Origin of the sequence: Burkholderia sp. Bp9031 (assembly GCF_003857965.1) — a bacterium.
Lineage (GTDB): Bacteria > Pseudomonadota > Gammaproteobacteria > Burkholderiales > Burkholderiaceae > Burkholderia > Burkholderia ambifaria_A.
In genome coordinates this window covers 13,137-30,824 of sequence record NZ_QTPW01000001.1, presented here as the reverse complement: position 1 = coordinate 30,824, position 17,688 = coordinate 13,137, and the positions used below count along the sequence as shown (strand labels likewise).

General features: G+C 67.9%; 16 protein-coding genes and 1 pseudogene. 7 read left to right on the top strand and 10 right to left on the bottom strand.

The window, feature by feature from the left end:
• Positions 1–62 precede the first annotated feature (62 nt).
• Together DIE15_RS00140 and DIE15_RS00135 are read left to right on the top strand one after the other, a co-directional pair.
• Positions 63–995, top strand: a complete 933-nt coding sequence (locus tag DIE15_RS00140) for an AEC family transporter (RefSeq protein ID WP_124831863.1) — start codon at positions 63–65, stop codon at positions 993–995.
• Between the two features lie 316 nt (positions 996–1,311).
• Positions 1,312–1,686, top strand: a complete 375-nt coding sequence (locus tag DIE15_RS00135; RefSeq protein WP_057927106.1) for a hypothetical protein — start codon at positions 1,312–1,314, stop codon at positions 1,684–1,686.
• A 152-nt stretch (positions 1,687–1,838) separates the two neighbouring features.
• On the opposite strand, the gene DIE15_RS00130 is transcribed toward DIE15_RS00135, so the two are convergent.
• Both DIE15_RS00130 and DIE15_RS00125 read right to left on the bottom strand, forming a co-directional pair.
• Positions 1,839–3,356 (bottom strand): CoA-acylating methylmalonate-semialdehyde dehydrogenase, encoded by a 1,518-nt coding sequence (locus DIE15_RS00130; protein ID WP_124831861.1) that lies wholly within the window; start codon positions 3,354–3,356, stop codon positions 1,839–1,841.
• Positions 3,357–3,405: 49 nt separating this feature from the next.
• On the bottom strand, positions 3,406–4,764 hold the full coding sequence (locus tag DIE15_RS00125) for an aspartate aminotransferase family protein (RefSeq protein WP_124831859.1): 1,359 nt from the start codon (positions 4,762–4,764) through the stop codon (positions 3,406–3,408).
• An 87-nt stretch (positions 4,765–4,851) separates the two neighbouring features.
• Here DIE15_RS00125 and DIE15_RS00120 point away from each other — a divergent pair, with 87 nt between their 5' ends.
• Positions 4,852–5,835 (top strand): LysR family transcriptional regulator, encoded by a 984-nt coding sequence (locus tag DIE15_RS00120; RefSeq protein ID WP_082664734.1) that lies wholly within the window; start codon positions 4,852–4,854, stop codon positions 5,833–5,835.
• Positions 5,836–5,841: 6 nt separating this feature from the next.
• Here the strand turns inward: DIE15_RS00120 and DIE15_RS00115 are convergent, their stop codons facing one another.
• From DIE15_RS00115 to DIE15_RS00105, 3 genes are read right to left on the bottom strand one after another with little or no spacing between them, the layout of a single operon-like run.
• The gene (locus DIE15_RS00115; RefSeq protein WP_124831857.1) at positions 5,842–7,089 is read right to left on the bottom strand and encodes an MFS transporter; all 1,248 of its coding nucleotides are present in this window, start codon (positions 7,087–7,089) and stop codon (positions 5,842–5,844) included.
• Positions 7,086–7,415 carry a hypothetical protein gene (locus tag DIE15_RS00110; protein WP_057927101.1) on the bottom strand — a complete coding sequence of 110 codons (330 nt, stop codon included), beginning with the start codon at positions 7,413–7,415 and terminating at the stop codon, positions 7,086–7,088. Before DIE15_RS00110 ends, DIE15_RS00115 begins: the two co-directional genes overlap by 4 nt.
• Before the next feature lie 37 nt (positions 7,416–7,452).
• Positions 7,453–7,923 (bottom strand): MarR family winged helix-turn-helix transcriptional regulator, encoded by a 471-nt coding sequence (locus tag DIE15_RS00105; RefSeq protein ID WP_124831855.1) that lies wholly within the window; start codon positions 7,921–7,923, stop codon positions 7,453–7,455.
• A 172-nt stretch (positions 7,924–8,095) separates the two neighbouring features.
• Between DIE15_RS00105 and DIE15_RS00100 the strand changes: the two genes are divergently transcribed.
• Positions 8,096–8,587: a 2,4'-dihydroxyacetophenone dioxygenase family protein gene (locus DIE15_RS00100; protein WP_124831853.1), complete on the top strand. Its 492-nt coding sequence runs from the start codon at positions 8,096–8,098 to the stop codon at positions 8,585–8,587.
• Positions 8,588–8,823: 236 nt separating this feature from the next.
• On the top strand, positions 8,824–10,614 hold the full coding sequence (locus DIE15_RS00095) for a sensor domain-containing diguanylate cyclase (protein WP_124831851.1): 1,791 nt from the start codon (positions 8,824–8,826) through the stop codon (positions 10,612–10,614).
• A gap of 96 nt (positions 10,615–10,710) precedes the next feature.
• On the opposite strand, the pseudogene DIE15_RS00090 reads toward DIE15_RS00095, so the two are convergent.
• The 3 genes and pseudogenes from DIE15_RS00090 to DIE15_RS00080 all read right to left on the bottom strand — a co-directional run.
• Positions 10,711–10,960, bottom strand: a pseudogene (locus tag DIE15_RS00090) (MFS transporter); the annotation flags it as partial.
• An 86-nt stretch (positions 10,961–11,046) separates the two neighbouring features.
• Entirely contained in the window at positions 11,047–12,462 is a 1,416-nt protein-coding gene (locus DIE15_RS00085) for an MFS transporter (RefSeq protein ID WP_124831849.1), read from the bottom strand.
• A 192-nt stretch (positions 12,463–12,654) separates the two neighbouring features.
• Complete coding sequence (locus DIE15_RS00080) at positions 12,655–13,614, bottom strand: MBL fold metallo-hydrolase (protein ID WP_124831847.1); 960 nt, start codon at positions 13,612–13,614, stop codon at positions 12,655–12,657.
• A gap of 177 nt (positions 13,615–13,791) precedes the next feature.
• On the opposite strand from DIE15_RS00080, the gene DIE15_RS00075 reads away from it, so the two are divergent.
• Positions 13,792–15,444, top strand: a complete 1,653-nt coding sequence (locus DIE15_RS00075; protein WP_124831845.1) for an IclR family transcriptional regulator — start codon at positions 13,792–13,794, stop codon at positions 15,442–15,444.
• A gap of 229 nt (positions 15,445–15,673) precedes the next feature.
• Here the strand turns inward: DIE15_RS00075 and DIE15_RS36805 are convergent, their stop codons facing one another.
• Both DIE15_RS36805 and DIE15_RS00065 read right to left on the bottom strand, forming a co-directional pair.
• Complete coding sequence (locus tag DIE15_RS36805; RefSeq protein ID WP_185734311.1) at positions 15,674–16,075, bottom strand: hypothetical protein; 402 nt, start codon at positions 16,073–16,075, stop codon at positions 15,674–15,676.
• Positions 16,076–16,266: 191 nt separating this feature from the next.
• Positions 16,267–16,749: an Lrp/AsnC family transcriptional regulator gene (locus DIE15_RS00065; RefSeq protein ID WP_006755380.1), complete on the bottom strand. Its 483-nt coding sequence runs from the start codon at positions 16,747–16,749 to the stop codon at positions 16,267–16,269.
• A 285-nt stretch (positions 16,750–17,034) separates the two neighbouring features.
• On the opposite strand from DIE15_RS00065, the gene DIE15_RS00060 reads away from it, so the two are divergent.
• Complete coding sequence (locus DIE15_RS00060; RefSeq protein ID WP_124831843.1) at positions 17,035–17,679, top strand: LysE family translocator; 645 nt, start codon at positions 17,035–17,037, stop codon at positions 17,677–17,679.
• Positions 17,680–17,688 lie beyond the last annotated feature (9 nt).

Below are 17,688 nucleotides of genomic sequence, written 5' to 3'. Positions count from 1 at the left end.
CCCGCTTCGCTCCGCTGCTCCGCCTGCCTGCCGTCCCGTCCGGCCCACCTGAAGGCACGCCGATGATCGGCCCGATCCTGCTCGCGCTCGCGCCGGTCGTGCTGCTGGTCGCGTTCGGCCACGGCCTGCGGCGCACGGGCTTCATCGCCGATGCATTCTGGCCGCACGCCGAGCGGCTTTGCTACTACGTGCTGCTGCCCGCGCTGTTCGCGGACGGTCTCGCGAATGCACGGCTGCAATCGTTGCCCGTCTTGCCGCTCGCGGCGGCACTGGTCGGGTCGACGGTGCTCGTCGCGGCGCTTCTGCTGCTGGTCCGCCGATGTGTGCAGGTCGACGGCGCCGGCTTCACGTCGGTGTTCCAGGGCGCGGTGCGCTTCAACAACTATGTTGGCACGGCACTCGCCGCAGGACTGTTCGGTGCGCACGGGATCGCGCTCGCGGCCGTGTGCGTCGCGGCGATCGTGCCGACCGTGAACCTGATGTGCGTGCTGGTGTTCGCGCGTTACGGCGAAACGCGGCTCGGCGCGTGGGCGCTCGTGCGCCAGATCCTGTCGAACCCGCTCGTCGTCGGCTGCGCGCTCGGGATCGCGATGCAGGTCACCGGCGTTGCGTTTCCGGCCGCGGTCGAACCGGCCGTGCGTGCGCTTGGCGCCGCGTCGATGCCGCTGGGCCTGCTGTGCGTGGGCGCGGCACTGAGATTCGATGCGGCGCGCGGATGGCTGCGGCCGATGTGCATCGCGTCGGCATTCAAGTTCATGGCGATGCCGCTCGCCACGCTCGCGGCCGGCCGCCTGCTCGGGCTCGGCGATGCCGCCCTCACCATCGCGCTGCTGTTCCAGGCGCTGCCGACGTCGTCCTCGTCATACATCATGGCCCGCCAGCTCGGCGGCGACGCGCCGCTGATGGCCGGTATCACCGCGTTCCAGACGATCGCCGCCGCGCTCGCGATGCCGGCCGTGCTGACGGCGCTCGCCGCAGCGCCCGCGTTTCGCTGACGGGGCAGCCCGGCACCGCCCGTCAACGCCAACACCAGCGGCAATCGCCGGAAAACCGTCCTGAATCCGCGCCGTCGCGCGCCGACACCGTGTCGTTGCGCGAGACACACGCGCTGCCGATGCGCCCCCGGTTCTTCTCGCAGCGCTGCCAAAAACCGCCTATGGTGAATGGAGCGGGTCCGTTCAGCCGTCATTCGACTTCGCGTCGCTCGCACCGGCTGCCACGGCACCGTGTTCCGGCACCATTCCCCGCGATCGTGCGCACGCCCGGCCGTGCGCACGATTGCGCCGCCCACCGGACTACAAGGAGGTACTCATGAAAGCCGTGCTGCTCGTCAGTTCCGCCGTGCTCGCCATGGCGTCCGTTTCGGCCTCGGCTCAGGGCTCGATCACCAAAGTCGAAAACGGCGCGCTCGTCGCCGCGAACGGGATGACCGTCTACGCATTCGACAAGGACAAGCCCAACGCCGGCACCAGCGCATGCACGGGCCAATGCGAATCCTTCTGGCCGCCGTACAAGGCCAGCGCGACCGACGTCCCGGTCGGCCCCTACACCATCGTCAAGCGCGACGACGGCAGCCCGCAATGGGCCTACAAGGGCAGGCCGCTGTATTTCTTCTCGAAGGACATGAAGCAGGGCGACCGCAACGGCGACAACTTCAAGAACATGTGGCACGTCGTCGCCCCGTAAGCGCGCCTTCCACGCGTTGCGTGTCGGCACGGCCGCGGCACGCGTAAAAAAGCCCGCCCCGATCGCCGATCGGAGCGGGCCTGTGCGTCCTTGCGCCGGCTGTACGACGACACCCGCCGACAAGCAGGCGTCGCGCGCAGCCGGAACGCGCGTCAGCGGTTCGACGGGAAGCTGAACACAGTCCCTTCGCGCACGCCGGCCGACGGCCAGCGCTGCGTGATCGTCTTGCGCTTCGTGTAGAACCGCACCGCATCCGGGCCGTACGCATGCAGGTCGCCGAACAGCGAGCGCTTCCAGCCGCCGAACGAGTGGTACGCGACCGGCACCGGCAGCGGCACGTTGATGCCGACCATGCCGATCTGGATGTTGTCGCCGAAGTAGCGCGCCGCCTCGCCGTCGCGCGTGAACAGGCACGTGCCGTTGCCGTACTCGTGCGCGTCGATCAGCGCCATCGCCTCGTCGAGCGACTTCAGGCGGATCACGCCAAGCACCGGCCCGAAGATCTCGTGCTGGTAGATCGGCATGCCGGGCTTCACGTTGTCGAACAGGCACGGGCCGAGGTAGTAGCCGCCGTCGTGGCCGTCGACCTTCACGCTGCGGCCGTCGACGACGAGCGTCGCGCCCGCCTCCACGCCCGCTTCGACGAAGCTCGTCACCTTCTCGAAATGCTGCTTCGTGACGAGCGGCCCCATGTCGACGCCGGCACCGTTGCCCGGGCCGACCTTCATCTTCGCGATCTCGGCCTTCAGGCCTTCGACCACCTTGTCGCCCGTTTCATCGCCGATCGCGACGACCAGCGGGATCGCCATGCAGCGCTCGCCGCACGAACCGTACGCGGCGCCCATCAGCGCGTTCACCGCATTGCCGATGTCGGCGTCGGGCATCACCACCGCGAAGTTCTTCGCGCCGCCGAGTGCCTGCACGCGCTTGCCGTGCGCGCAGCCGGTCGAGTAGATGTATTCGGCGATCGGCGTCGAGCCGACGAAGCTCACCGCCTTCACACGCGGGTCGGTCAGGATCGTGTCGACGGCTTCCTTGTCGCCGTTCACGACGTTCAGCACGCCCGGCGGCAGGCCAGCCTCGAGCGCAAGCTCGGCCATGCGCAGCGTCGACGACGGCGTGCGCTCGGACGGCTTCAGCACGAACGTGTTGCCGCACGCGACGGCCATCGGCCACATCCACAGCGGCACCATCACCGGGAAGTTGAACGGCGTGATGCCGGCGGCGACGCCGAGCGCCTGGAACTCGCTCCACGAATCGATCGCAGGGCCGACGTTCTTGCTGTGCTCGCCCTTCAGCAGTTCGGGCACGTAGGTCGCGTATTCGACGTTCTCGATCCCGCGCTGCAGTTCGCCCATCGCGTCGGCGAGCACCTTGCCGTGCTCGGCGGTGATCAGCGCGCACAGTTCGTCCGCGTGCTCCTCGAGCAGCGTCTTGAAGCGGCTCATCACACGGGCGCGCTTCAGCGGCGGCGTGTTGCGCCATGCCGGGAACGCGGCCTGCGCGGACGCGATCGCGGCTTCGACGGTCAGCTTGTCGGCGAGCGCGACGCTCTTGTGCGATTCGCCGGTGGCCGGGTCGAACACCGGCTGGACGCGGCTGCCGCCGTCGACGCGCTTGCCGTCGATCAGGTGGCCGACGGTGGAGGTCACATTGCTGTCGTGTTTCATCGTTCAGACTCTTTCGTGAATTCGGTTGTCGCAGGGAGCGGCTCGCGGCTCAGTCCACTTCGTTCAGCGCATCGGACAGCGCGTTGACCAGGTTATCGATCTCGCGCTTTTCGGAGATGAACGGCGGCGCGAGCTGGATCGTGTCGCCGCCGTAGCGCACGTAGAAGCCCTTCGCCCAGCAGCGCATCGCGATCTCGTACGGGCGCCGTGCCGGCTCGCCCGGCAGCGCCGCGATCGTCAGGCCGGCCGCCAGCCCATAGTTGCGGATGTCCGCGATATGGCGCTGGCCCTTGAGCCCATGCACGGCCGCCTCGAAATGCGGCGCGAGGTCGCGCACACGGGCCACCGCGTCTTCCTTCACGAGCAGGTCGAGCGCCGCGACGCCGGCCGCGCAGGCGACCGGGTGCGCCGAGTACGTGTAGCCGTGCGGGAACTCGAGCATGTACTCGGGGCCGCCCGCGGCCATGAACGTGTCGTAGATTTCCTTCGTCGCGATCACGCCGCCGAGCGGCTGCACGCCGTTCGTCACCTGTTTCGCGAAGTTCATGATGTCCGGCGTCACGCCGAACGCGTCGGCACCCGTCATTGCACCGGCACGGCCGAAGCCCGTGATGACTTCGTCGAAGATCAGCAGGATGTCGTGCGCGGTACAGATATCGCGCAGGCGCTTCAGATAGCCCTTCGGCGGAATGACCACGCCCGCCGAACCGGAGAACGGCTCGACGATCACGGCCGCGATGTTCGATGCGTCGTGCAGCGCGATCAGGTCGAGCAGGCGATCGGCCAGATCGGCGCCGTTCTCGGGCATCCCGCGCGAGAACTTGTTCTCGGCGAGTTGCGTGTGCGGCAGGAAATCGGCGTCGAGACCCTGGCCGAACAGCTTGCGGTTCGCGCCGATCCCGCCGACCGAAATGCCGCCGAAGTTCACGCCGTGATAGCCCTTCTCGCGGCCGATCAGGCGCGTCTTCGTGCCCTTGCCCTTCGCGCGCCAGTACGCACGGGCCATCTTCAGCGACGTGTCGGCCGCTTCGGAGCCCGAGCCCGTGAAGAACACGTAGTCGAGGCCGGCCGGCGTCAGGTCCTTGATCTTGTTCGCGAGCTCGAACGACTTCGGATGGCCGAACTGGAATGCCGGCGCGTAGTCGAGCTGCGCGACCTGGCGGCTCACGGCTTCGGTGATTTCCGTGCGGCCGTGGCCGAGGCCCGTGCACCACAGGCCCGACAGGCCGTCGAAGATCTTGCGGCCTTCGCCGTCCGTGTAATACGCGTCCTTGGCCGACACGATCATGCGCGGGTCGGACTTGAACTGGCGGTTCGCCGTGAATGGCATCCAGTGGGCGTCGAGCCACGCTGCATCGGTGCGGACGGCGGTCTGATCCTGTTGGGCGGCAATGGTGGTGTCGGTCATGTCGGTCGGCGCGGCGCGCCCCTCCTCCTTATGTTGATATTGCGCATTGTCGGGACGCCAATTAGTCTTTTGAATATCGCAATATCAATGTTCACTTGCGCAACTATGCAAGCAAAGAAACCGAAGAGCCGCGCGCTGCTCGGGCAGCTCAGCGACATGGATCTCCGCCTGCTGCGGGTCTTCAAGGGGGTCGTGCAATGCGGCGGGATGGCGGCGGCCGAGCTGGAACTGAATATCGGCATCTCGACGATCAGCCGCCACGTGAAGGATCTGGAAACGCGCCTCGGCCTCGTGCTGTGCCGGCGCGGCCGCGCGGGCTTCACGCTGACCGCCGAGGGGCAGACGGTGTACGAGGAAACCCTGCGGCTGCTCGCGTCGATGGAAGCGTTTCGCAGCAGGGTCGACGGCATTCACGACAAGATGGGCGGAGAACTGCATGTCGCGGTGTTCGACAAGACGGCCACCAACCCGAACGCGCGGCTCGGCGACGCGATCCGCCAGTTCGCCGACGAAGCCCCGGACGTCGCGCTGAACCTGCACGTCGCGTCGATCAACGAGGTCGAGCGCGGGATCATCGACGGCAGCTATCAGGTCGGGATCATCCCCGCGCACCGCAACTCGGGCAGCCTCGTGTATTCGGAACTGTTCGACGAACGGATGCTGCTGTACTGCGGCCGCCAGCATCCGCTCTTCGACGCGCCGCACGGCAAGCTCACGTGGACGACGATCCGCAACCACGCGTTCGCCGGCCTCGGCTTTCATTCGCCGAACATGGAGCTGAGCCATCGCGCGAAGCTCACGCGCAGCGCGACCGCATCGGACCAGGAATCGATCGCGACGCTGATCCTGTCAGGCCGCTATCTCGGCTTCCTGCCCGACCATTACGCGGAAAGCTTCGAAAACAAGGGATTGATGCAGGCGATCGCGCCGCACCGCTTCAACTACCGGTGCCGGTTCGTGAGCCTGCTGCGGCGCTCGCCGCGGCCGTCGCGGGCGGCGCTGCTGTTCCAGTCGTGCCTCGAAGCCGCGCATGCGGCGGCGCGACCGGGCGGCACCGGCGGCGACGCGTAACCGGGCTCAGGCTTCGCCTGCGCCGCCGTCGGGATGCGACTGCCGCCGCACCCGCATCAGGAAATACACGGCGACCAGCGCGGCTGCGAACCCGGACGCCGCGCCGACGCCGAGCGCCCAGCGCGGGCCGAGATGGTTCGCGACCCAGCCCGCCACCGGCGCGCCGATCGGCGTGCCGCCGAACGCAACCGCGAGCCGCAGCGCCATCACGCGCCCGCGCATCGCCGGCTCGGTCGACAGCTGCATCAGCGCATTGGTCGACGTGGTGAAGGTCATCGCGGCGATTCCGGTCAGCACGAGCGCCGCCGCGAACAGCCAGTAGCTTGGCGCGAGCGCGCCGAGCGTGCAGCCGATCCCGAACGTCGCCGCGCCGATCCACAAGTGCCGGAACAGCGGCCGTTCGCGGCGCGCCGCGAGCAACGCGCCCGAGATCGTGCCGACCGCCATCATCGACGACAGGATGCCGAAGCCGCGCGCATCGACGTGGAACACGCCGGCCGCCATCGTCGAGATGAACAGCGGGAAATTCAGCCCGAACGTGCCGATCAGGAACAGCATCACGAGCGTCGCCTTCAGGTCCGGGCGATGCCAGACGTAGCGGAACCCGTCGAGCAGGCTTCCGCGCGCATGGCCGGCGCGCGTGTTCTCGCGCAGTTCGTCGGCGCGCAGCAGCGACAGCGACGCGAGCACCGCGACGAAGCTGATGCCGTTGAGCACGAACGCCCAGCCCGTGCCGACCGACGCGATGATGAAGCCGGCCGCGGCCGGCCCGATCATCCGCGCCGCGTTGAACGACGTCGAATTGAGCGCGACGGCGTTCGCGAGCTCGCGGTCGCCGACCAGCTCCGCGACGAAGGTTTGCCGCACCGGTGCGTCGAACGCCGATGCGCAGCCGAACAGGAACGCGAACAGGTAGACGTGCCACAGCTGCACGATGCCCGTGACCGTCAACAGCCCCAGCGCGAGCGCGAGCCCGCCCATCAGGGCCTGCGTCGTCATCAGCAGCCGGCGCTGGTTGAAGCGGTCGGCCGCATAGCCGGTCCACGGCAGCAGCAGGAGCTGCGGGCCGAACTGCAGGGACATCACGATACCGACCGCCGACGCGTCGTGGTGCGTGAGCTGCGTGAGCACCAGCCAGTCCTGCGCGGTGCGCTGGATCCACGTGCCGACGTTGGACACCAGCGCGCCGGCCGCCCACACGCGGTAGTTGAAGCTGCGCAGCGAGCGGAACACGCCCGCGGCCGGCACGCTCATGGCCGCCGCGGCGCGTTGCCGCCGTGCAGCGCGCCGAAGTGCCGCGCGAGAAACAGGCCGAGCGCCAGCACGCCAAGGCCGAGCGCGGCCGCGTCGGCCGTGCGCGCGAGGTCGAAATCGCCGACCCGGCGCAGCAGCACATAGCCGATCGCGAGATTGACGACACCCCACACGACGTTCACCGTCGACGACGACAGCCCGCGGCCGGGCGGATTCGCGAACGGCGTCTGGAACGGCTCGCCGCGCAACCCGCTGACGAGATGCGGAACGGCATTCGCCAGAAAGGCGCCGCCCAAAAAATACGACACGAGATGCAGGATGTTCATGTTCGGGCGCTCCTCCCGCCGGGTGGGTCGATCGGGTTCACGGGCGCGCCGCGTCCTGGAATTCGGCAAGCCGCTGCAGCAGCTGCACGGCCGACGCGAGCTCGGCCTGCTCCTGCGCCGACAGCTGCGCATGCAGCGCGCGAAACAGCCAGTCGTCCTTGGCCGCGCGGTTGGCCTGCAGCCGCCGGCGGAATTCCGGCGTGAGCGCGATCAGCGTTTGCCGGCCGTCGCTCGGATCGGCTGCGCCGCTGACGGCGCCCATCGCTTCGAGCGTCGCCACCGTCATCCGCATCGACTGCGGCCGCACGCTTTCCGCCCGCGCGAGCGCGGAAACGGTCGCGGGGCCGTCGCGGTCGAGCCGCAGCAGCACGGACTTCTGCGAGGACGTGAGATCGTTCGGGTGGGTTTGTTCCCGCATCCGGCGCATGAGCTTGCTGACCGAGATGCGGAGTTCGCCGGCCAGACCGGCCACGTGCGGTGCTTCCGGGGGCGAGGATGGCGTGTTCATGAATTCACGATAGCATATATACAGCAAAACTGTACAGTTAAGCTGTATATATCGGTGTGGGGAAAATGCGTGTCCGAGCCTCCGGCGGCCGGGGCGATCCGTTTATGCCCGCTCTGCTGCCTGATCAGGCTCTGCGATAATGCGCACTTCCCGTTTCCGCTCCGCCTCCGCCATGACGCAGCCGTCTGCCCCGCTCGCCACCGACCTTCCGCCGATTTCGTGCCTGCCCGGCGACGCGCTGCCGTGGCTGCCGATGAGCGCCGACCTGCCGGGGCTCGCGATCAAGTATCTGCATATCAATGCGGCGAAAGACACGCTGACCGCGCTGCTGAAGATGCCGGCCGGCGGCACGCTGCCGCGTCACCGTCACGACGGCGAGGTATTCGTCCATACGTTGCAGGGTGCGTGGCGCTACCGCGAGTACGACTGGATCGCGCAAGCCGGCTCGACGGTGCTGGAGCCGGCCGGCTCGGTGCATACGCCGGAAACGCTCGGCGCGCCCGGCGACGACGTGATCACGCTCAACGTGATGCGCGGCGACCTGGTGCTGCTCGACGACGACGGCCGCGAGACCGCGCGCGAGAATTGCCGCGTCGCGCTGCTGCGCCAGCGCAAGCATGCGCGCACGGCGCCGCATGACGCCACGGCGTTCGTCACGCGCTGAGCCAACGGTTTCGGGCCTCGTCGCGCCGCTCTGCGCTTGATGCACGGTCTGCCCGAGGTGGACACGGGCGGACGAATCGCGCCGATGCCACCTGAATCGCCCGTCGTCAAGGCCGGTTCGACCCGCTTGCCACGCATTTCTCTCGACGATAAGATTTTTACAATTGCAGTCCCCCAAGCAGCGCCACCCGGCATTCGTCCGATCATCGGCGCAATCGACCGTCGCGGAATTCGACCATGCGGTTCCGTATGTTCACCACCGGGGCTGGCGACACGCCCGGCTCTTCCCCCGTCACCGCCGCCCATCGACCGGCGCTTGCGCCGTTGCCCGAACTGGAGACCGTGTGCCGTCTCGCCCGCGCGCATTTCGGCGCGGCCGGCGCGTTCGTCACGCACGCTGAAGCCGGCGCGCAGCGCGTGGCGGCGTCCGACGGCACGCTGCCTGCGACACTCGACCCCGTATTCTTCCCGTCGCCTGTCGAGCGCGTAACGACTGCCGACAGACGATGCGTCACGCCCGGCGCCAGCCGTTCGTTGAGCGCCGCACCGCGCGTCGTCGCGGCGTGCGAGCTCGTCGCCCCCGACGGCACGACGCTTGGCGCACTGTGTGTCGCCGACACGACGGACCTGACACTCGATGCCGCACAACGTACTTTCCTGTACGACCTGGCGACGCTGGCCGAACAGGCGATCTGCCGCGCGAGCGCGCAGGCCGCGCTGCGCGAGCGGCTCCACGTCGTCGAGGAGCACAGCGCGCTGACCGCGCTGGCGCTGACCGAAAGCGGCACCGGCGTGTGGGATCGCAACGTGGAAACCGGCGAGATCCACTACTCGGCGGCGTGGAAGGCGCTGCTCGGCTATGCGCCGCACGAGCTGACGAGCCGCATCGAGGAGGCGTACGAACGGCTGCACCCGGACGATGTTGCCGACGTGAAGGCCGCGATGCTCGCGCATTTCGAAAGCCGCACCGACAGCTACGCGGTCGAGCACCGCATCCGCTGCAAGGACGGTACCTACAAATGGATCTGCAGCCGCGGCAAGGTCATCACCCGCGACAGTCATGGACGCGCGCTGCGCATGGTCGGCACAACCACGGACATCACCGCGCTGCGCGAGCTCGCCGGCCGGCTGAGCGAGTCCGTTACGCTCGTCACGAACCTGACCGACCACGTTCCCGGCCTCGTGTTCCAGCTGCGGCAGACCGCCGACGGTCGCCGGTCCTTTACGTATGCGAGCGCGGGCGTGCGCGACATCTACGAACTGACGCCCGACCAGATCGCCGGCGACGCGGATGCGGTCGAAACCCGGATTCACCCGGCCGACCTGGCTGCGTACCGTCAATCGCTGCTGGCGTCGGCCGCGCGACTGGCACCGTGGCGGCTCGAATACCGCGTGCTGCTGCCGGACCAGGGGATGCGCTGGCGCGAAGGCGACGCGCGCCCGCAACGCATGCCTGACGGTGGCACGGTCTGGCACGGTTTCATCACGGATGCGACCGAGCGCAAGCACATCGAGACCGAACTGCACCGGATGGCGACGACCGACCATCTGACGCAGTTGTCGAACCGCCACGCGTTCATGCGGCAGAGCGAGATCACGTTGCGCAGCGTGCGGACGACCGGTCATGACGCCGCGGTGCTGATGCTCGACCTCGATCACTTCAAGGCGCTGAACGACCGCTGGGGCCATCCGCTCGGCGACCGCGCGCTGCGTCATTTCGCGCGGCTGCTGCTCGCGGAGATTGGGCCCGACGGCATCGTCGGCCGCGTCGGCGGCGAGGAGTTCGCGATCGTGCTGCCGCACGCCGGGATCGACGCGGCGTGCGCGCTTGCACAGCGCGTGCAGCAGCGCGCGGCCGACACGCGGCTCGTGCACGAGGATCAACTGCTCGCGCTGACCGTCAGCATCGGTATCGACGCAATGCGGACGTCGGACTTTGGTGCGTACCAGTCGCTGTCGCGCGCCGACAAGGCGCTGTACGTGGCGAAGGAACGCGGCCGCAACCGGATCGAGGTGTATCGGGCCTAGCCCGTACCCCACGCGGTACGCCGCCGCGCCGATGCATCATTCGATCAATGCATCGCGTAACCCGACGTGGCGCACACGGCTCGGCACCTCGAACCTCGGCACCTCGAGCAGCACGCAGCCGATGAAGAACGGCACCGCGACGAGGCCGTACATCGCGTCGGTCAACCCGAGATCCTGCCGCATCCGCAACTGCGCGCAGCCGATGGTGCAGCGATCGAGGATCGACACGATGTAGCAGACGCACAGGAACGGCACGATCCTGCGCGATGCCGACGCGGCGGTACAGCGCGTCGTTGTCCGGCGCGCGGGAACCGGATGCGACGGCGAGCGCGGGCTGCACGAACAGCTTGAAGCCGGGCCGACATCGATCGTCTCCTCGACGAATGCCGATGCGGCACGGGCAGCACACGCGACGCCGGCAACGGCCGGCATTCAGGCGCGCTGCGCGGGTTCACCCTTCACGCCGAGCATCAGCGCGGCGCCGCTCAGCGCGAGCAGCGCGGCCAGCAGGTACACGGCGAGATCCATGCTGCCGGTATGCGTGCGGATCAGCCCGATCACCCACGGGCTGACGATGCCGCTCGTGATCCCGATGCTGCTGATCAGCGCGATCCCGGCTGCGGCCGCGTTGCCCGACAGGTAGCGGGTCGGCACGGCCCAGAAGATCGGCAGCGCGGCGAAGATCAGCGTCGCCGCGATCGACAGGCACGCGAGCATCGCCGCGAAGCTGTGCAGATGCAGCGTCAATGCCGCGAGCGCGAGCCCGCCGCCGATCGTGCAGCACGCGAAGTGCTTGCGGCGCTCGCCGGTGCGGTCCGAGCGGCGCGCGATCAGGATCAGCCCGACCGCGCCGACCGCATTCGGCACGACCGTGTAGAGGCTCACGGCCACGACGTCGGTCACGCCGAAATCGCGGATCATCAGCGGCATCCAGAAATTGAGCGTCAGCGATGCGCAGGTCAGCGAGAAGTAGACGAATGCGAACAGATAGACGCGCGGGTTCGCGAGCGCGGCGAACAGGCTGCGTTTGTCGTGCGCGCCATGCGCGGCGCCGTGCGTACGGCTGTCGCCGCACAGCGCGGCAACGCGCGCCTTTTCGTCGGACGTGAGCCACGCGGCGTCCTGCGGACGGTCGACCAGGTACGTGAACGCAAAGCACGCGAGCACGATCGCCGGCGCGCCTTCGATCGCGAACATCCACTGCCAGCCGTGCAACCCGAGCACGCCGCTCATGTCGCGCATGATCCAGCCCGACATCAGGCCGCCGAGCACGCCCGCGACCGCGACGCCCGCGAAGAACACCGAGATCGCCGCCGCGCGCCGGTTCGCCGGGAACCAGTAGGTCAGGTACAGCACGATGCCGGGAAAGAAGCCGGCCTCGAACACGCCGAGCAGGAAGCGCAGCACGTAGAAATGCGACGGTTGCGACACGAACATCATCCCGGTCGACGCGATGCCCCACAGCAGCATGATCCGCGTGAACGTGCGGCGCGCGCCGAAGCGCGCGAGCAGCAGGTTGCTCGGCACCTCGCAGAACACGTAGCCGACGTAGAACACCGCGGCGCCTAGGCCGTACATCGCATCGCTGAAGCCGAGGTCGTGCTTCATCTGCAGCTGCGCGAAGCCGATATTGATGCGGTCGAGAAACGACACGACGTAGCAGAGGAACAGGAACGGCACGATCCGCCACGCGATCTTGCGGAACAGCAGCGCATCGCCGGCATCCGATGCCGATGCCGATGCCGATGCCGATGCCGATGCCGATGCGGACGCGGATTCGTATGAGGAAGTCGACGCCGCGGCACTCGCGTGCGCGATCGTCGCTTCGGCGGGAAGCGATTGGGGCATGTCTCTCTCCAAACGGGCCGCGCGATTTCGAGCGCAGCAGTCTCCGCGGGCGTGCATGCGCCCTGCTTTCTTGTGAGATCGGAATTCGGCGCCGTGCAGCGCGGCGCGATGCCGCCGCCGTTCAGGGGCCTTCAGGAAAACTTCCGGAAAACGACGGGACGTCCGCCCGGACGCCCCGCCGCCGCGACCCGCTCAGTCCTGCAGCGCGTCCCACATTTCCTTGTCGCGCTGCGCGGTCCAGATGCGCGGATGCGTGATGCCACTCGCCTCGTCGAACGCGCGCGACACGTCGAACGGCAAACAGTGTTCGTAGATGAACACGTGGCCGAACTTCGGATCCATCGCTTCGCGCGTGAGCGCCATCGACGCCTTCAGGTCGAGCTGGCGCTCAACGGCCTTGCGGCCTTGCGCGAGCAGCGTCGTCACGAAGTCCTTCGTGTAGTCGAGGCCCTTGTCGACCTCGGCCGGATTCAGCAGCGCGGGGCCACGGCCCGGCACGAGCTTTTCGGCGCCGAGCGCGCGCAGCGCCTCGAGCGTGGCCGGCCACTGTTCGAGCTGCGCGTCGCCGCAATAGCAGGCCGCGTCGTATTCGACCAGGTCGCCCGAAAACAGCACCTTCTGCGACGGCAGCCAGACGATCGTGTCGCCCTTCGTATGGCCCGAGCCGACGTGCATGATCTTCACTTCGAGCTTGCCGAGGAACAGCGTGATCTCGCGCTCGAACACGAGCGTCGGCCAGGTCAGGCCCGGCACCGTCTCGACGCCCGCGAACAGGCGCGGGAAGCGCTCGATCTCCGACTTCATGTCGGCCTCGCCGCGCTCGACGATCATTTCGTAGGTGCCGCGGCTCGCGATCACGTGCTGCGCGCCTTCGTCGAAATACGCGGACGCGCCGAGCACGCGCACCGCGTGGTAGTGCGACAGCACGACGTGCTTGATCGGCTTGTCGGTCACGCTGCGGATCTTCGCGATCAGGTCCTGCGCCATCGCGGGCGTCGCGGTCGTGTCGACGATCAGCACGCTGTCGTCGCCGATGATCACGCCCGAGTTCGGGTCGCCTTCGGCGGTGTATGCGTACGCGTTCTCGGACAACTGCGTCCAGGTGACCTTCTTCTCTTCCAGATCGGCTTGGGATGCGAATGCTTTGGCCATGTTGCGTTCCGTGGCTGCGAGCCATGTGTTGAGGGGAGTGAACGGATCATCGACCTGCATCGATAATTTGTCAATGACAAATGCGCTTGCTATTGTCTAATACGGGTAAACCTGCGGGCTGGCGCATCAAATGGCGTCGGATACCATGCGGGGTTTCGTCAACGGAAGAACCATCGCGTGCAGAACCACGAAGTCAGCGCAGACGACGCGCCGCCCAAGGCGCAGCGCGGGATCCAGAGCGTCGAGGTCGGCGGCCGCCTGCTCGACGCGCTCGCGCGCCGGCGCAAGCCGCTCGGGCTGTCGGAGCTGGCGGCCGCGGCCGACCTGTCGACCGCGCAGGCGCATACCTATCTCGTCAGCCTGACGCGGCTCGCGCTCGTGAAACGCGACGCGCTCACCGGCAACTACGAGCCGGGGCCGCTGTCGCTGCGGCTCGGGCTGATGTCGATCGAACGGCAGCCGGCCTATCGCGCGGCGCTGCCGCACGCGGCGCGGCTCGCGGAAACGGTCGGGCTGAGCGTCGCGCTGTCGGTGCCGGGCGCGCTCGGGCCGACGATCGTGCGTATCGAGCACGGCGGCTATCCGCTGCACGTGAACCTGCACGTCGGATCCGTGATGTCGCTCGATACGACGGCGACCGGCCGCGTGTTCCGCGCATTCGGCGACACCGCACTGCTGGACGCGATGGCGGCCAGCCAGGCAGGCGCCGGCGACACGCTCGCGGGCGCGGAAGGCGACCAGCCCACGTCCGATGCCCGCGCGTGGCAGGCCGAACTCGACGCGATCCGCGCACGCGGGATCGAACGCGGCGTGGATCGGCCGAGCCCCGGCGTCAGCGCGATGTGCGTGCCGGTGCTGGACGCGGACGGACGCCTGCAACTCGCGTTGACGGTGATCGGTTCGACCGGGTCGATTGATGTCGGCTGGGACGGCCCGATCGCGACGGCGTTGCGCGATGCGGCGCGGCAAGCCACCGCGTCGCTCGATGCGGGACGCGACGTGCAGTCGTCGCCGCCAGTCGCTACCGCGGCTGCCCAGCGCATGCCGCCCGCGCTCGCTGACGACGCGAAAGCGCAGCGCGGCATCAACGCGCTCGACAGCACGGGCGAACTGCTGCTCGCGCTCGTGTCGGCAGGCCGGGCGCTGCCGCTGCGCGATCTCGCGGCGGCGGCCGGGATGCCGGCCGCGAAGGCGTTTCCGCATCTGGTGAGCCTGCAGAAGATCGGCCTGCTGAGCCGCGACGATGCGGGCTGCTTCGGCGGCGGACCGCTCGGCCAGGCGCTCGGCCTGATCGCGATGCAACGCGTGTCGCCGACGCGCGACGCGGAAGCCGAGATCGTCGCGCTGGCGGCGGCGACCGACATGAGCGTCGCCGCGGCCACGCTCGGGCCGCTCGGGCCGACCGTGATCCGCCTCGAGGAATCCGCGCGGCCGCAGCACGTGAGCCTGCAGGTCGGCACGGTGATGTCGCTCGTGAATACGGCGATCGGGCGGATCTTCGCGGCCGGCATGTCCGACGACGTGCTGGCCGGCTTGCTGGCCGACGAGCCTGTGCGCCTCGCCGGCGGCACGACGCAGGCCAACGCCGCGTTCCGTGCGCGGCTCGCGGCGATCCGTACGGACGAACTCGATTTCGCGTTCGACGCGCCGGTGCCGGGCATCGGGACGATCGCCGCGCCCGTGTTCGATCACACCGGCAACATCCGGCTCGTGATCGCCATCATCGGCTCGTCGCGCGGCTTCCCGCGCGGGCCGGACAGCGAACTCGCCCATACGCTGCTCGCCGCGACGCGCCGGCTGTCGTGGCGGTTCGGGTGGATCGGCGAGTAATCGCCGCCCCTCGCTGCCGCCCCCTTCCTCCCCGCCTGGCACGCCTTTTCTGCTCCTCATTGCGAGGCCGTGCTCGCCGCAGCCTCGTCACGCCTGTCCACTTGGCAATGCCGATTGCGGATGCGGTTCATGTTGCGCAGCAGCAACAAAGATTGTCAGAAATTCTCATATAACGAAATCGAATTTCACAAAGCGGTGACGCTCCTTTATGATTAGGGTTATCCCTAACTCACCACCTACATGGGGCTTCGTCATGCAAACGTCTAATGTCTCCGATCGTTCCACCCAATCCGCTGGCTGGCTCGCACGTGTTGGCGAGCTGCTTGCAGAAGCATGGGCACTGCACCTCGAGAACTGCGAAGTCATCGCTGAAGCGCACGCACGCCTGCCGCGCTAAGCGCTGCGACTGGCCGCCGGCCGGCGGCACGATATCCGGCTGATCCGCTTGCCGGGACGCGCGCCGCAAGGCCGCCGCGTCCGGCATCGGTGTATCGGCGGATAACGTAAAAAGACCCGATTTGAACGCGCTCACGCGATGTGAGCGCTGTGATGCAGATGCCAGCGCCGGCACCGCCGAGTCTGTCGGCACGGTGTTGGCCGCCGCTGACCGGCGTGGCTGACCATTGCTCATGCAATGTGCGGGTGCATCGCACCGCACCGGGTCGTCACGGAAGATTCATCCGTTTTCCCGTTCTACTCGAACTTTCCTCGTACATCTGCCGTCGAGCCGCGCGCACTGGCCGCGACAGCCCGACTCCCCCTTTCTTTCGCACAGCCGCGAACGGTGTCGTCACGACGACGCGCGGTCCGTCGCTGCCGCGGTCACACCTGAATCGACGGCACGTCTTTCATGCACCGCAGCGCGAACATCGAGCGGCTGTGGCGAATGCTCGAAATCCGGTACAGCTTCTCGCGCAGGAAGCGCTCATAGCCGGCCGTGCCATCCACCGCGACCTTGATCCAGTAGTCGTATTCCCCCGACACCAGGTAGGCCTCGAGCACTTCGGGGAGTGCCGCGAGTTCGGCGCCGAAGCGCGCGAGCGCATCGTCTTCGTGGCGATCGAGCGTGACTTCGAGAATCACGATGTCGGCATAGCCGAGCATGCGCTGGTTGACGAGTGCGACGTAGCCGTCGATGTAGCCGTCGAGTTCGAGCTGCCGCGTGCGGTTCCAGCATGCGGTGGTCGACATGCCGATCTGTTCGGCCAGTTCGGCGTTCGACAGACGCGCATTTTTTTGCAGTGCACCGAGGATCTTGCGGTCCTGGTTGTCGAGGGTTTTCGGCGTGCGTTCGCGGGTGGCCATGACAATAAGAATCTTCTACTGAAAATCGGCATTCTAGCCGAATAAGATTCCGGATCGGGGTCGGTTTTGCCGGAAAACAGGAAACCTTTTAACCGGCCCGCTTGATACATTTTCTCCATGCCTGTTGTCCGGCACGCTCCCCGCGACAACCCCTTCGCAGCGGAACGCCCGGCCGCAATCACGAGTTGCGGCGCCGGACACGCAGGCATGCAATGTCCCGCCTCCCGCGCACCTATCCGGTTGCACGGGCCGGCGCCTGATCCTCCGTTTTCCGCACCTCCCGTCATGTCGTTCAGGCTTTATCTGTCGTTCCTCGCTGCGTCCGCTGTCCTCATCTACGCCCCCGGCCCCGTCAACCTACTCACCATGAACCAGGCCCTGCGCGCCGGCTGGCGCCGTGCGCTGCCGTGCGTGTGGGGCGGCACGCTCGCCGTGCTGCTGCAACTCGCGCTGACCGCGCTGTGCCTGAATTCGTTGGTCAACCTCAACGAGCACGCGCTGACCGTGCTGCGCTGGGCCGGCGCCGCGTATCTCGTCTGGCTCGGCTGCAAGCAATGGCTCAGCCGTGCGCCGGCAACCGCGCCGGCCGCATCGACGCAAGCCGGCAGCACCGCACCCGACACCGACACCGGGCGTGCGCTGTTCTGGCGCGGCGTCGCCACCTCCGGCCTGAACCCGAAGACGCTGCTGTTCTTTCCGTCGTTCTTTCCGCAGTTCATCGTCCCGAACGCCGACTGGAGCCTGAACGCGCAGTTCCTGCTGCTGGCGACGACCTTCGCGCTGCTGTTTGCCGGCGGCGTCGCGTCGATGGCGCTGTTCTCGCACCGGCTGAGCCGGGCGCTGAAACGGCCGGCGCGGATGCGCGCGATGAATCGCGTGACGGGCGGGCTGCTGGTCGGGATGGGCGCGATCATGGTCGGCTGGAACTGAGCGACCGCG

Excerpts from the sequence above, each read along its gene's own strand:
- DIE15_RS00140 (WP_124831863.1), top strand. The coding sequence starts at position 63 with ATGATCGGCCCGATCCTGCTCGCGCTCGCGCCGGTCGTGCTGCTGGTC.
- DIE15_RS00135 (WP_057927106.1), top strand. The coding sequence starts at position 1,312 with ATGAAAGCCGTGCTGCTCGTCAGTTCCGCCGTGCTCGCCATGGCGTCC.
- DIE15_RS00130 (WP_124831861.1), bottom strand. The coding sequence starts at position 3,356 with ATGAAACACGACAGCAATGTGACCTCCACCGTCGGCCACCTGATCGAC.
- DIE15_RS00125 (WP_124831859.1), bottom strand. The coding sequence starts at position 4,764 with ATGACCGACACCACCATTGCCGCCCAACAGGATCAGACCGCCGTCCGC.
- DIE15_RS00120 (WP_082664734.1), top strand. The coding sequence starts at position 4,852 with ATGTTCACTTGCGCAACTATGCAAGCAAAGAAACCGAAGAGCCGCGCG.
- DIE15_RS00115 (WP_124831857.1), bottom strand. The coding sequence starts at position 7,089 with ATGAGCGTGCCGGCCGCGGGCGTGTTCCGCTCGCTGCGCAGCTTCAAC.
- DIE15_RS00110 (WP_057927101.1), bottom strand. The coding sequence starts at position 7,415 with ATGAACATCCTGCATCTCGTGTCGTATTTTTTGGGCGGCGCCTTTCTG.
- DIE15_RS00105 (WP_124831855.1), bottom strand. The coding sequence starts at position 7,923 with ATGAACACGCCATCCTCGCCCCCGGAAGCACCGCACGTGGCCGGTCTG.
- DIE15_RS00100 (WP_124831853.1), top strand. The coding sequence starts at position 8,096 with ATGACGCAGCCGTCTGCCCCGCTCGCCACCGACCTTCCGCCGATTTCG.
- DIE15_RS00095 (WP_124831851.1), top strand. The coding sequence starts at position 8,824 with ATGCGGTTCCGTATGTTCACCACCGGGGCTGGCGACACGCCCGGCTCT.
- DIE15_RS00085 (WP_124831849.1), bottom strand. The coding sequence starts at position 12,462 with ATGCCCCAATCGCTTCCCGCCGAAGCGACGATCGCGCACGCGAGTGCC.
- DIE15_RS00080 (WP_124831847.1), bottom strand. The coding sequence starts at position 13,614 with ATGGCCAAAGCATTCGCATCCCAAGCCGATCTGGAAGAGAAGAAGGTC.
- DIE15_RS36805 (WP_185734311.1), bottom strand. The coding sequence starts at position 16,075 with ATGAGCAATGGTCAGCCACGCCGGTCAGCGGCGGCCAACACCGTGCCG.
- DIE15_RS00065 (WP_006755380.1), bottom strand. The coding sequence starts at position 16,749 with ATGGCCACCCGCGAACGCACGCCGAAAACCCTCGACAACCAGGACCGC.
- DIE15_RS00060 (WP_124831843.1), top strand. The coding sequence starts at position 17,035 with ATGTCGTTCAGGCTTTATCTGTCGTTCCTCGCTGCGTCCGCTGTCCTC.